The organism is Filimonas effusa (assembly GCF_004118675.1).
Lineage (GTDB): Bacteria > Bacteroidota > Bacteroidia > Chitinophagales > Chitinophagaceae > Filimonas > Filimonas effusa.
The window spans coordinates 1,650,666-1,664,959 of sequence record NZ_SDHZ01000001.1; the positions used below are offsets into that span (position 1 = coordinate 1,650,666).

At 41.6% G+C, this 14,294-nt stretch carries 9 protein-coding genes; 7 read left to right on the top strand and 2 right to left on the bottom strand.

The window, feature by feature from the left end:
• Positions 1–30: 30 nt before the first annotated feature.
• Both ESB13_RS06125 and ESB13_RS06130 read right to left on the bottom strand, forming a co-directional pair.
• Entirely contained in the window at positions 31–270 is a 240-nt protein-coding gene (locus ESB13_RS06125) for a VF530 family protein (protein WP_129002129.1), read from the bottom strand.
• A 76-nt stretch (positions 271–346) separates the two neighbouring features.
• Complete coding sequence (locus ESB13_RS06130) at positions 347–2,761, bottom strand: TonB-dependent receptor (RefSeq protein ID WP_129002130.1); 2,415 nt, start codon at positions 2,759–2,761, stop codon at positions 347–349.
• 126 nt (positions 2,762–2,887) lie between these two features.
• Here ESB13_RS06130 and ESB13_RS06135 point away from each other — a divergent pair, with 126 nt between their 5' ends.
• The 7 genes from ESB13_RS06135 to ESB13_RS06165 all read left to right on the top strand — a co-directional run bounded on the left by ESB13_RS06135 (position 2,888) and on the right by ESB13_RS06165 (position 14,226).
• Positions 2,888–3,994: a hypothetical protein gene (locus tag ESB13_RS06135; protein WP_129002131.1), complete on the top strand. Its 1,107-nt coding sequence runs from the start codon at positions 2,888–2,890 to the stop codon at positions 3,992–3,994.
• Positions 3,995–4,352: 358 nt separating this feature from the next.
• Positions 4,353–5,330, top strand: a complete 978-nt coding sequence (locus tag ESB13_RS06140; RefSeq protein ID WP_129002132.1) for a trypsin-like peptidase domain-containing protein — start codon at positions 4,353–4,355, stop codon at positions 5,328–5,330.
• Positions 5,327–6,100 carry a TIR domain-containing protein gene (locus tag ESB13_RS06145; RefSeq protein ID WP_129002133.1) on the top strand — a complete coding sequence of 258 codons (774 nt, stop codon included), beginning with the start codon at positions 5,327–5,329 and terminating at the stop codon, positions 6,098–6,100. The genes ESB13_RS06140 and ESB13_RS06145 overlap by 4 nt, the downstream gene beginning before the upstream one ends.
• Before the next feature lie 5 nt (positions 6,101–6,105).
• On the top strand, positions 6,106–7,533 hold the full coding sequence (locus ESB13_RS06150; RefSeq protein WP_129002134.1) for an SIR2 family protein: 1,428 nt from the start codon (positions 6,106–6,108) through the stop codon (positions 7,531–7,533).
• The gene (locus tag ESB13_RS06155) at positions 7,517–10,552 is read left to right on the top strand and encodes an nSTAND1 domain-containing NTPase (RefSeq protein WP_129002135.1); all 3,036 of its coding nucleotides are present in this window, start codon (positions 7,517–7,519) and stop codon (positions 10,550–10,552) included. The genes ESB13_RS06150 and ESB13_RS06155 overlap by 17 nt, the downstream gene beginning before the upstream one ends.
• A gap of 84 nt (positions 10,553–10,636) precedes the next feature.
• On the top strand, positions 10,637–11,737 hold the full coding sequence (locus ESB13_RS06160) for a helix-turn-helix domain-containing protein (protein ID WP_129002136.1): 1,101 nt from the start codon (positions 10,637–10,639) through the stop codon (positions 11,735–11,737).
• Positions 11,738–11,832: 95 nt separating this feature from the next.
• A complete protein-coding gene (locus tag ESB13_RS06165; RefSeq protein WP_129002137.1) occupies positions 11,833–14,226 on the top strand; it encodes an outer membrane beta-barrel protein in 2,394 nt (797 codons plus the stop codon).
• Positions 14,227–14,294: the final 68 nt, after the last annotated feature.

A 14,294-nucleotide genomic window follows, 5' to 3' on the forward strand; every position in this document is an offset into this window, starting at 1 on the left:
AATAGCTGGTAGTATACGTTGAAAAAAAGACTACTTTTTTAACCTGTTATGCCTAAGTGAATATTTGTAGAAGTCCTCAACCTTGGTACGCGCCCAGGGTGTTTTGCGTAGAAATTTAAGGCTTGACTGAATGGATGGATTGCTGGTGAAGCAATTGATACGGATCCTGTTCCCCAATTCTTCCCAGCCATAGCTTTCTACCAACCTGGTAATAATATTTTCCAGCGTTAAGCCGTGTAAAGGATCTTTTGAGGAATTTTCCGCATTCATTCGCTACAGTTTTAGACCAAAGATAATCTTCTTTCCCCCAATAGTTCCCTTGCTAAATAATTGAAGGAAACATCTGTTAAATTCTTGCCTTAACTCCAATGGCAATATTCCTCCCAGGCAGCGGTGCAAGGTATTTCAAAAATGAATTCTGCGGACGCGCCTCAACATTCATCAGGTTATTTCCACTCAGATAATATTCCATCCCAACACTTTTGATCTCACTTTTATAAGATATCCTTGCCCCCAATATCGAATAAGCAGGCATAGGCGGTTCCGGATTTATATTCTTACCCAGGTACCGCTGTTTAAGATAACGATCAAATAGTAAGGCAGCTTCTATTTTCTTATAACCTGCCTTACACGAAATCCCATACCTGCTGGTAGGCATATTAGGCATGTAATCTCCTTCCGCCCATTGCCTCATCCTGTCGTCGGAGGTATTGATGTTTTTAACCAGGTCGAAGAATGAAGTCAATTCCCAGTTGTACCTTTTTTCTTTTGAATATTTATAACCCAACTCAGCCTCCCAGCCCGTTATTTTAGTATCTGATTGCCGCCACTCCTTTACAAGGAAGCCGCCTGACCGGGATATACCCGTATGCGCCAGGTACATATAATCTTTAAACCTGGTCAGATAACGACTAACAGCAATACGAACACCACGATAATTAATACCCCCTCCTAACTCAACAGTTTGAGACATCTCCTTCTTAAGCCTGTCATCGCCATTCTCCTCCAGCATAATGGTATAGTGGTTATTGCCGGCATATAGCTCGTTCACATCAGGAGCCCTTTCAGCATGAACATAAGAACCTTTCAGGTTGCCAATCCTAAACACATCCCACTGTATAGAACCATTGAAGTGATTCAAATGATAATCCCGCTGCGACAACTCCCCTCCTGCAAGCCCGCGGCCTGGCGTATAACCATTGCCACTTCTGGCCCGCCTGTTTGCAATATCATGCCTGTAGCCCAGTTCTATATTCAGCTGCTTTACTTCCAGCCGCTGTAGCGTGAACACACCATAGTCCTTGCTCTGATTATCTGGCAGATAACGGTGCTGCCCAAACCCGCTCATATTTACAGCCGATAAATCAACCCCACTTATCCCTTTCAATTTTTTTATTTGTTTTTGCTCAACTTCCATTCTTACTACATGACGCGTTGTAACGAACCTGTTTGCGCTGTAATTTCCGGTCAGCTCTCTGTCATCTCCCAGCTGTAGCATATAATTCAGCTTTAAAGAGGAAATGCCGGCTATCGGTGAACGCAAACCAGCTTCAAACAAAAAACTGTTATTATACGACCTTGTATTAATAGGCAGATATACCATTTTACCGCGCACAACATGCGAAGCCCCATCATTGTGGCTATGGGCATGCCCAGGCAATTGAAGCAGCGCATAACCGGGAATACCATAATAACCATAAGAGAAACGATACCCCATCCCTGCATAAAAGTTTTTGCCAACATAACTCCCTCCTAAGTTAACCGATCGGCTTTTAGAATGACTATTAGGCATAATCCCCCTGGTAACCGGCGCATAATCATAAATACCCTTTACAGTAGTTGTATAAAGCGGCGTATTAGGATCCTGGCCGGGAATATATTTATCATTCCTCGGATTTTGAACAGTTTTACCATCAACTACAGAAGTCTCCAGGAAAGTGTACAGGTCAGCTTCACTAAGATCCCAGGCCGGATTATTTATGTTCTCGAGAACAAACTGGCTGAGATAAGGATATAGACTAAGATTCCTGACCACCTCTTTATCTACATTCACTTGAGCCATAGCCTGCGTGAGATCATCTATTTTAGGATCATAGGCAATAGGAGCCTTGGTATTACCTGGAATGCGTATGTCTTTGTTCCATCGGTTCATAACGCCAACATGCCATGCCCAGTTTTTACCCATATTTCCATTAAGGTCAGCGGATTGTTTATATCCATTATTAGTACTCCCCTCCCCCGTCACAAATCCCGATACCTCCTTCGAAAACCTGGCTCCAGGAATGGTATTGTCTCTAAGGTTAACAGCACCACCAATAGCTTTACCCCCATATAAAATGCTCGCACCACTTTTATAAACGTCGATCCCCAGCAGGTTATCCATATCGGTAACTACGTTTAGGTTGGGGCTTATACCAGAAAGATCATTTATAGCTAATCCATTAGAAAGCGTTCTAACCCGGTTACCACTAAGACTTCTTACAACGGGCGCCCCGGAATTAGGTCCAAAATAAGAGTTATGAACACCAGCAATATGACTCAAGGTCTCTCCCAGCGTCGAAGACTGCAATAACTCCAGATCCTTACGGGATATCTTTTGCGCATTTAATTCGCCTGCATACACTTTTGTAGATACTATCACCTCCGGAAGTACCGCCACCTTCAGAGAATCTTTTACACTGCCCTGCTGCGCAAAAGCATCTCCCATAATTAAAAAGAAAATAACAGAAAACAGGTGGCAAGAGTACTTGTTAAGGAACATCTTCTGATAGTTTAGAATTTGAATGCCCGGATATTTTGGCGTTGCAAAGATAGAGTTCTAAATTAATAATTGCAACTACGTTTCATTTTTAAATTTTATCTTCTACTTTCGCAAAAATTTTTATCGATGCTTATTACAAACAACTACACACGACTATTAATCGTTACAGGAAGTTTATTATTCTCAGTTTTCACCTCTTGTAAAAAAGACGGACAGGAAGCTATCAGTGATGTTGACATCAATCTGCCATCAACGCTTACATTAAATTATGGAGAGGAAAAAGACCTGGATATACCGGCTGAACTCCTTGGCCGGACTGATCTAAACTTTACGCTTGAGTTTACAGAAACTGAAAATAATCAGATCAACACAGAAAACAGGCTTTACGATAAATTAGCAAAAGCTATCACTGTAAATAGAGCCCAGGGAAAGATCCACGTGAATAGCAATTTCATTTACCCAAATGGCGCAGTATCATCTGTAACAGGACAAAAGCTACCGGAGAGCTATAAGATAACAGTTATTGCAAACTCGGAAAACAAAACGCGCATTGGTAAAAAAACAGTAGCCATTACCGTAACACCAGCTAAATTCAACATCAAGGGAGCAGACAATAAAGCCGAGATACCATATGCTTATGTTTTATATAACAACGCAGGGGCTACTTTTGAATTGGAACCAGGTACGCTATCCCTGGACGGAACCTCCTGGTACCTGGATAGCAAAGGTGCAGAAACAGTCGTTTCGCTAAGCGGCAATAAAATTCAGTTTAAAGGAAGTGCCGGAGACCCCGCTAAGAAAACTGAAAAGGCATACGACCTAACGCCTTCATTGAAAAAAGACGGCTTTGATATTGCATCCAGGCCATTACGTGTTATTTTCATCCCTCAGATAAAGTTCTTCTACGGCGCATACTATCCCGAACTTGATCTTACCATTTTACTTAACCTGGTGCATATTGGCTTATCAAATGCCTACGTATCAGCCGCACCTGTACTTTATCCTGAAAATTACAAATCCACATTCAGCCTCACCTCTATCGAGAAAGACGGCAAAGCTTTTGAAGACAAGGATGGCATATTCGAAGTAAATGACAAAACCGGAATAATCACTGTAAAAAAGAACACCACGCTTACAGCAGGCAGTTATAAACTCAGCGTAAAAGCAACCACAACAACAGGGCTGGAATTCCCGGCAACTATGACACTGGAGATGTCTAAGCTTACAGACTAAAAAACTGTTACACCATTAAAACCATTAGTGAAGCCAGCCTATTTGCGATACATAGCAAATACAGCCAAAATCCCGCAGGCAAATGAATGCGCGGGATTTTGGCGCTAAAAGCATTATACAATTCAATGCGCTCCGTTTACCGCAAACAGGAATCAGCCAATATAATAATACCTGCTCATAGGTATTATCATACCCTGCGGCAAGCTTATTATAGTATTCGTTAATTCATAACAAAAAGAAAACATACAAAAACGAATTGTTTATTAAAAAAACAAGCATTTCTAAAAATATAATTCTATATTTAGAGTACTAACTGCACTAAAAAATACAATTCATACTCTAAAACACTCCTGACTGTATGTGGAAATACCTGCAACTATGCCAAACCCTGAAAGCCTTATATTATACACAAGAGGAGATAATAACACTCCTTAAAAAAGCCGGGCTCGAAGCCGGTGATTTCAATCTAACAGGCAGGGGAATTGTCGTCTGGGTAGGAATAATAACCAGACTGGAACAGCTGGATAATATAAAACAACTGGTACAGGCAGCCTTGGAAGACTTCCCCAAAAACCCGGTATTGCTTGCTACAATGGCCGATCACCCTCAGGCCAATGCAGGAGTATATAATGGCAGGGAAATAGATTGGAAAGACGGCCCGGTAAGTAAAAAAACATTGGAAAAAATTACCGGAGAAAAAAGCACCTTGCTTCCTGTAAGCTTCATGGAAAAAGGCATAATAAAAGCAAGAGCTGTAGCAAGGATCGAAACTTCAGACAGCCTCGGTACAGGTTTTCTGATCAGCAAAGACAATTTATTCCTGACTAATAACCATGTCCTGCACAGCCGGGAAGAAAGCGGGCTTAGCAAGGTTCAGTTTAACTACCAGAAAACCAATACCGGCGCGCTGGCTATTTTTGAAGAATTTGAAGTTGACAACACTGTATTTGAAACCTCAGTAGCCGATGACTGGAGCATTGTTAAAATAAAAGGAAACCCGGCCGAAAAATATGGCTTCCTGAAATTAACAGAAACGAAGACCAGAAAAGACGACTTCGTTAATATAATTCAGCATCCGGGCGGTGAAGACAAGAAAATAGGCATCTACCACAATATCGTTACATATGCCGATGACAATATCGTTCAATACCTGACCGATACTATGCCAGGGTCATCCGGCGCCCCTGTATTCGACTCTGACTGGAATGTGGTTGCTTTACACCATAGCGGCGGATGGATTAAAGAACCCGGTGCACCAACCGAAGCACTCCGAAACGAAGGAATCAACATAACAAAGATCATACACCAGCTTACAACCCTGGGATTCGAATTATGAGACTTTTTTCAAAATACTACAACGAACTGCTCCAGGAAATGTATACCAGATATCCCACCAGGGAAGACATTTCAACATTAGTTAAATCTGCAGAAATAGAGCCTGGAGACGTCAACTTAAACGGAAGTGCACTGGTAATGTGTAACTCAGCTTTAACTGTGGCGGAACAACAAAATAAATTATTGCCGTTGATAGAAGCAGTACTCCGGGAACATCCCAACCTATCAACGGTAAAAGAAATTCTGGAAAGAATAAAGGACGGCAGTGCCATGATCCATCCACTGCAATACACTCATAATAAGGCTCAGCAATATGTCGATAGTAAAAAAGTGTTCCTGGTATATGACGATACAAATAAAGACATGGTTTTACTCTTGAAAAAACACCTGGCACCACTTTACAGGTTTTCAAAAAAAATATCACTTTTTGACATACATACGGATCTGGGAGGAGGAGCTAACAGGGAAGAAATACTTTCCAGGAATCTCGAAAACGCCTCAATAGTATTACTCTTATTAACGCCGGACTTTTGGGGCAACATAAACAATGACTGCGACAAAATGATGTTCGCAGCCCTGGAAATGAGGAAATGCACCATCCCCGTACTATTGATCGATTGCCTTTGGACAAGGATCGAAGCGCTGGAAAATATAGTCCCACTTCCTAAAGACGGGCAATTTGTTTCATCGTCGGCAAACAAAGACCAGTTACTAAAAAAGATTGCAGAGGGCATAGAAGAAGTCGTCAATTCTAACTGTAACCAGAACTAACTATAATGAACATATCATCCGAAACCATAGCGCAGATAGACCAACTTTTAGACCGTATCAAATACGGGGATTGCGTTCTCTTTCTGGGACCCGACATCCTGGTTGATAACCGGGGAATGCCATTGAGCGTATCCTATTCGCATGATATCTGCAATCGGATGCAAAAAGCCAACATCGATTTCGATACCACCCAGCAAAATGATATTTACTATTCCACCAACAGGTATATAAGCGGACTCAATAAGTTACAAAGCAACAACTACGTAAAAACAACCGATCTAACGATTAAAAGGGAATACAACAAATTTATCAACGATAAGGCCAGTTATACAAACCTGCACAAACACCTGTCTAAGATGCCGTTTTATCTGACAATCAACACAAACCCGGATGATCTGATATTTAAGCTTATAAAAGAAGACATAGGCACAAACCAAAAATGTCACTTTGGTTATTACGACATAACCAAGGACAATAACGAGGGACGCGCAGAAAAAGACCTGCCTGCCGAAATCAACACAGAGAACTATGTTGTATACAACGTATACGGCCATGCAAGCGACAATACAGCCAGCTCTGTCATCATCAGGGAATCTGAGTTTCTTGATTTATCAAGAAAAATAAATACCACCGGAAACGCTATGCCGGACGTTATAAAAACATTTATAAAAAACAACAAAATTTGCCTGTTCCTTGGCTTTCAATATGACTCCTGGCCCCTAAAAATATTGCTACGATCCCTGGGATTCACGCAAGATGTACCTGGCCAGAATATCTCATTTACGTACAATGGCCTGCTAAAGCACCACGCCGATTTTTATAAAGACAATCTTCAATTTGTATTCATTGACTCGGAACCATCCAGCTTTGTAACATTTCTTTATGAGCGCATGCAGGAAAACATAAGCCCCGATGATATTCTTAAAAAAATACCCGACAAGCCTTTGAATATCGTATTTATCTCCGATCTATCCGATACAGAAGATAGTAAAATCGATACTCAAATACGCGATCATATTGCCAATACCCTGCAACCGCTCCGGTATAACGGATTTATCAGCATGTGGTCGGAAGACCTTCCTACAGGAGGAACCGATAAACAAGCGGAGCTAACAAGAAGATACAACGAGGCAGATATGTTTATTGTAGTTGGTACTGCAAATCTTTTTGCCGCCGACTATTTTTCCAGGATAGAAAACGCACTGGCATTAACTCATGAGGGAAATAAAATGCTGATCCCCGTTTATGCTCGTGATTTTCTCTACAACGACATCTCCGGTATAACAAACAACAGCTGGATCCCCCGCGAAAACAACAAACCGGTTCCTGTAAAAGAAGACCTGGACCGAAGAGGACTGGCCGCCTGCGAAGTAATTAAAACACACATCACAACCATACTAAAAGCTAGAGAAGCAAATGCAGGAAAAAATTAACAGGTATCCGAGCATCCGCTCGTTCGAAACCAACGAGCAGCAGCTTTTCATTGGCCGGGAAAAAGAAACCCAAAGCCTCTTCAACAAAACGATATCTGAAAAACTCGTCTTACTATTTGCCAGGTCTGGTATAGGCAAAAGTTCACTGCTGAATGCAGGCTTAATTCCATTACTTCAAAAAAAGGGGTTCCTGCCCATTAACGTAAGACTTAATACCAACGCTACCTCATCGCTGGACTCACCTGTTAAAATATTAAAAGACGCTCTCGCTCTTTATGAAAATAAATTTATTGTAAACCAGCTTCCCGGCGCCGGCAAAGAGGCGCCCGCGTCTGAAACACCAGGCAGTGAAGCCGCCTTAAATAAACTTCCACTATGGGAGTATATAAAATGCTGCAGCTTCCCGCTGGGCTGTACGCCAGTGCTGATCTTTGATCAATTTGAGCAGTTTTTTAACTTTGAAATCTCTCTCCAAAACGAATTCCTGACACAACTCAATGAACTCGTACAGGAAAAAATACCTTTACGTATCGCCGAAGACGCTGAAGACCATAACAGACCTGAAAAAGCGAAAACAGAACTCCAATATTCATTTTTGCAGGAACAACCCACCCTAAAAATAGTCGTAGCCATAAGATCCGATAAGATCTATGAAATGAACCGGACAGCCCAATTTCTCCCCGAAATCCTAAAAAACCGCTTTGAACTCTTACCCTTAGCTGAAGAAGACGCAGAACGAGCCATTAAAGAACCCGCCACGATCAATAACCCCGAAGTATTTGAATCAAATTGGTTCAAATACGACAACAAGCTGATTCAGGAAATTATACAAAGTCTTAAAGGCGGGAACGATGTTATCGAAACTACCCAGCTGCAAATTGTTTGTAGTCAAATAGAAAACCGGATTATTAAGCCAAATCCGGCATTGAAAGCCAGAGGCAAAACGCCCGGATATACAGTTACATCCAATGACATTGCTCAAATAGGCGGCATCCAAAAGATCATTGACGACTTTTACGGAAATCAAATTGCCTTATTAAAAACCGCAGAAGAGAAGGAATTGGCCAAAAGACTGATTGAGGACAAGATGTACGATAAAAATACTAATAACCGTAAAATCGTTTTTGAAAATGAAGTGATCTTGATAATAGAAACCGAAAAAAGAAAACTAGGCCTATTTTCTCTTAACAGCAAAAACTTCATAAACGACCTGCTTAACCTTCGTTTGATCAGAGAAGATTACAGGGAAAAGAAAATATTTTATGAGATAAGCCACGACTACCTGTTAAACGCAATAGGCGCTTCATTTGATTCACGCGAAGCAAAAAGACTTATCCACGAAAACTCCGAACTGGATATTTCCCGAAGGAAAGCAAAAAGACTGGCAAACATAACTATCATATTATTCGCATGCTTTATTATAGCTACAGTAATTGGAGTAATAGTCCTAAAACAAAAAAATAACAAAAACCGTTCACTGCTCTCACAGGTATACACCAATGAAGGAGAAAAAAAATACAGGAATGGGGAACAACAATTCGCACGCTACTACTGGAACCTGGCCGAAGAAATAAGTGATACGGAGATTAACAGATCCTATATCTATGGAGCCTTTTCCGGAAAATCCATCTCAGTATCAAAGGACGGCAATTACGTAGTAACGCAGTTCATGGATAATTCAGCCGCAATATGGAAACTTGTCAAAGACTCAATTATCTTAAAAAAACAATTTCCTAATCATAGTGTCTCATTTCTACCGGTTCAAGACATTCTCGAAACTACTGACACATCAGGAAAATCAGTATACTACTTCATAGCTAATCTAAATAAACCAATCAGCTTTGTTAAAAATGGTGTAAAGAAAGACACTTTAATATCCAAAAGAATAAGCTTTCAGGATTCCTCGTATTTCTGCTTAGCCGATAAAAAGAACCTTGGTATTGATCCATATTTTTACCCACTCCCGGGCAAGCCCCCTTTAACGAAAACAAATAGATTTCTGGACTCAGTTTATCTGTCATCTGTAAAAAAAGAAAAAGCAGAAGCAAAAAAAAGAGACAAACTCTTGCAAAAGTATCTCACTAAGGATTATGAACCGTATAGCACAGGTAATATCGTGACTAATGTAAGATCGCTTGACCACTCCTTCACTGTAGTAACAATTGCATCCTCCGGATACCTTGTGGACTTAAAGTCCGATACAGTTTTCTCTCTGAAAAAAAGCATATATCCCTACTCTTCAAGCACTTCTTCATCCGACACTTCCATTAGTATTGCTGCAGAAAAAGAATTATATCATTATGCCAGAACCAGTAAAAAGCTAACTATAACCCCTATTAAAATAAATACACAGGATGAAATACTGGCATTTGAACAGGATAAATACATAATATACGATAAATACAGGAATGAAGAGGATTCGGATCCATCTCTTGTTATTTATGACATCACTTCAGGTAACAAATACACAATTGGAGATTTTAATTTGGGAAGAATAACAAATGAAAACCTCTTCTTATCTGGCATGGACAACGACTTGTACTATATATATAACATCAGGAATAGAGATTTACAACTTCTGGATAGCCAATCGGTTAATATCATACTGTCAGAAGACCTCCGATATACATCTGTTATCAAAGAAGACAGTATTTTAATTATCGACAACAGGGAATATCCTGTCAGAATAAAAGCCCGCTACCCTTCTTCGCCATATACTTATAATCGCCGGCCCGGATTTAATGGATCATCCTTCTTCTTTTCGTATCAAAACAGAACATTTATCTATAACTGCAATACCAATGAGCTAAACACTTACAATTCTGAAGATTTAACCCTGACAAATATCTACAGCAACAAATTCATCAGTTACAGAATTGACAATACAAGCAAATATTACAAGCAGCAACCAGCAGGAGCCGCAATGTTGATCCTCAATTTCCAGGACAGCACAAAAAACACTCCATCTTACCTGCAAAAAGCATACTGTAATTACTTCAAAAACCAAATAGGTAAATAACAATACAGAAACTTAACGCAACCCTTACCGCAAAAAATAGGCTCCCCTGCGAAGTTTATTTTTTATGTATCTTGGTTGCGACACATGGATTATACCCAGCAGATATTATTCCTGGCAAGCGCCTTGGGAGCGGTTAATGGCCTCCTGTTAAGCCTGTACCTGTTTGCCAGCCGGAAAACCCGGTCCTTGCCTGCATTTTTCCTGGGACTACTGCTGCTGGCGCTAAGTATAGAAATAGTAAAAACTGTTTTTGTCTATTTCAATCCCGATCTGCCCAAGATCTACCTCCAGATAGGAGCCTCAGCCTGTTTTTTGATTGGCCCCGCTTTGTACTACTTCCTACGGGCATCATTAAAAACAGTATCCCATATGCCCGTTGCCTGGAAACGGCACTGGGGACTGCTGGCCGGGATCATATTAATAGGCGGCAGCCTCGTACCATATGCCTCCTACCCCGATGCCTGGTGCAGGTATATCATGCGCGGCGTCTACACCCAGTGGTTTGTATTTTTGGTATTATCCGGATTGCAGCTAAAACCGGTTTTCAAAGTGCTCAAAACCAACCGGAGCGAACTCCAGACAGCGGAAAAATTCTGGTTGCTGGTATTCCTGGGCAACTGCCTGGTTTTCTTCTTTTACGTGTTGTCTAAATCGCTCAGCAGCATTTGTATCAGTGGTGCTATCATTTTTTCATTCTGCTTATATCTTACCATCCTGTTTTACCTGTACAACGCCAACCTCGAAAATATCCTGCAGGTAAGAGCTGCCACCCCCGATAAGCCGGAAAAAAGAAAGATCGCCGATACCAATGCACAACAATGGATCGAAAAACTGGAGCAGATCCTCCACGATAAACAGCTCTACAAAGATCCTAATCTGAAATTGCATACCCTGGCGCAGAAAATGAATATCTCCGGTCACCTCTTATCGCAGCTGCTTAATGAAAACCTTGGCAAAAGCTTTTCAACATATATCAATGAATACCGTATTAATGAAGCCTGTAAGCTGATCTCTGTCAACGACCACCTTACCCTGGAAGCGATCGGCTATGAGGTAGGATACAATTCCAAGTCCACTTTCTATGCCTCTTTCAAAAAGATAAAAGACACCACTCCGGCTTTTTTCAAGGAAAGCCTGGAAAAGACAACACCCTCCCAACAAATTAATTATCAGCCACATAAATAAATCCGAATGTACGGATTTATAAATTCGTACGCCTGATTTCCCAAACCGGAACCCCGCCTGTTTCACTCATAATTAAGTTTACGCAAATACTTGTTATGCTGAAACAGATCCTGGCTGTCGCCCTTTTTTATTGGTGCTATTGGCCCCTGAATGCCCAGGTTACTATTACCGGTAAACTGGTAAATAACCAAACCGGTAACCCCATAGAAATGGCCCCCGTCCGTTTATTATCCTGCCACGATAGCTCCCTGGTTAAAACCACGGTAACAGACTCCACCGGTATGTTTTTGCTTAGCGGACTTCCCAGCAACAGGTACCTGTTACATTTCTCACCAATCGGCTATCAGCCACTATACCACCAGGTAATGCCGGAACAAGCCGGTTCCACGGTATGGAAACAGGATCAGATTACCATGACTGCAGACACCAGTTTACTGACCGGCGTTGTGGTAAGCGGACGAAAACCTGCTTTTCAGATGCAGCCAGGAAAACTGGTTGTAAATATCGCCGGCAATAAATTATTTAACACGGCAGCCCATACACTTGATATCCTGAAAAGAATACCTGGATTGGAAGTAACAGGTGACGGATCACTGCAAATGTCAGGCAGAATTACTCCCGCCGTATTTATAGACGGAAAGCCTGTGCCTATGGGAGCAGAAGAATTGCAAAATTACCTCGCTACACTTTCTCCCGACATGATTGCCTCCATTGAAGTGATCAATAACCCCTCTTCACAATACGATGCTGTATATAAAGGCATCATCAATATCCGCCTGAAACCAGACAAGGCGCTGGGCTGGAAAGGCCTGCTTACCGCGAATCTTCAACGTAATGCCTATACCCTCGCAGAACCCAACTTGCTGCTTACCTATAAAACACGTAAAATGGCTTATACGGCACGCTGGGGTTACACCAGCGGCACAACCATTCGCCGCTACGAAGCTTTGCAACACCTCGCCAATACCAATATAATGGCAACCAACACCAGGACTCTTACCGGCAACAACAACATCAATTACCAGTTGGGCATCGATTATAATATCAACCCCAGTCACAAAGTGGAGCTGCTGCTAAGAAACTACCGCCTAAACCGTACAACAGGTTCTTATAACGCCTTGTATACAACGGATTCTGCAAGCAATAAAGTAGTATCCAATACCAATAGCGATAATAACGCCACACTCAAACAACGGAATTATGCAGTCAATCTCAACTACACGGCACAACTGGGCCAAACCCTATGGCAGTTGCAGTCGTCTTTGTTAAGTATTACCAACAGGCAGCTCGAAGACATCCAAAACAAAAACATATTAACCAGCCAGCTGAATGATTACTGGAAAACAGCCTCTAAAAACGACATATCTGTACGAACTGCACAACTGGATGTTTCCGGAGATCTGGCAAAAGGCAAATGGAGCATAGGCACGAAACTGGTATTCTCCAATACCCAAAACGACCTGAGGTACGATACCCTAACCACAGCCAATATTTTTAAACCCGACAGCTCTCGTACTAACCGTTTTGACTATGATGAAAACATCACAGCAGCTTATATTGCTTACGAAAGGAAATGGAACAAACTACAACTGGCAATGGGCCTGCGTGCCGAACAAACGCACACAACAGCCAATAGTATTACCGATAGCCAGGTAACAAAAAGAAACTATATTAACTGGCTACCCAGCCTGAATATAACCTATACAATGGAAAGAAACAGGCAGCTGCAGTTTGCGTTCACCCGCCGTATCACCCGCCCCAACTTTGCACAACTAAACCCGTTCCGGTTTTATTTCAGCCCGTTGAACTATTGGGTAGGCAACCCCTACCTTAAATCTTCAGTAACCACGCTCTTCCAGTTTACTTATAACATCAGATCGTTAACCTTCTCTTTACAGGCAGGGCGGGAGAACGATCCCATGACACGATATCCCGAATACGATTCCGTTACCAATATCTTACAGTACCTGGGGCGGAACCTGCCTTACAACAACTTTGCTGGTATTGAAATGAGCATCCCCTGGTCTGTTACACCCTGGTGGCGAATGAGCCACAATCTGGGAGGGTATTATAAAAAAGAACAAACTCCCTACCATAACGTCACCTATGCAATTCCCATCTACAATCTTACCATTACCGGAAGCCAGGTTTTTACATTACCCGGGGCATTTACACTAGACCTTTACTATTACTATAACACACCCGGAGGCGATGGTTTATATACTGCAGGTGCAATATCCAACATCGACCTGGGTTTGCAAAGAACATGGCTGAAAGGAACGCTCAACACCAGGTTGAATTACTACGACCTGTTTAATATGTATCGTGTAAAGCGCGGATTTCGTGAAAAAAGCATCATAAACAATCGTCTTTCACATTGGTTTGGTATGCAACGTTTAAGCATCACTGTCAGCTACAGTTTTGGAAAGTCAACCTATAAAACAAAACAGGCAAAAAGAAACGAAGAAGAAAACAGGGCCGGCTGGTAAGCAATGAACACTGCTACACCAACAAAAGCCGTTATAGTTACATACTATAACGGCTTTAATACTATGCT

What these genes read in the sequence shown, in the direction of transcription:
- ESB13_RS06160 (WP_129002136.1), top strand. Translation starts at nt 10,637, where the DNA reads ATGGATTATACCCAGCAGATATTATTCCTGGCAAGCGCCTTGGGAGCG.
- ESB13_RS06130 (WP_129002130.1), bottom strand. Translation starts at nt 2,761, where the DNA reads ATGTTCCTTAACAAGTACTCTTGCCACCTGTTTTCTGTTATTTTCTTT.
- ESB13_RS06140 (WP_129002132.1), top strand. Translation starts at nt 4,353, where the DNA reads ATGTGGAAATACCTGCAACTATGCCAAACCCTGAAAGCCTTATATTAT.
- ESB13_RS06165 (WP_129002137.1), top strand. Translation starts at nt 11,833, where the DNA reads ATGCTGAAACAGATCCTGGCTGTCGCCCTTTTTTATTGGTGCTATTGG.
- ESB13_RS06150 (WP_129002134.1), top strand. Translation starts at nt 6,106, where the DNA reads ATGAACATATCATCCGAAACCATAGCGCAGATAGACCAACTTTTAGAC.
- ESB13_RS06125 (WP_129002129.1), bottom strand. Translation starts at nt 270, where the DNA reads ATGAATGCGGAAAATTCCTCAAAAGATCCTTTACACGGCTTAACGCTG.
- ESB13_RS06155 (WP_129002135.1), top strand. Translation starts at nt 7,517, where the DNA reads ATGCAGGAAAAAATTAACAGGTATCCGAGCATCCGCTCGTTCGAAACC.
- ESB13_RS06135 (WP_129002131.1), top strand. Translation starts at nt 2,888, where the DNA reads ATGCTTATTACAAACAACTACACACGACTATTAATCGTTACAGGAAGT.
- ESB13_RS06145 (WP_129002133.1), top strand. Translation starts at nt 5,327, where the DNA reads ATGAGACTTTTTTCAAAATACTACAACGAACTGCTCCAGGAAATGTAT.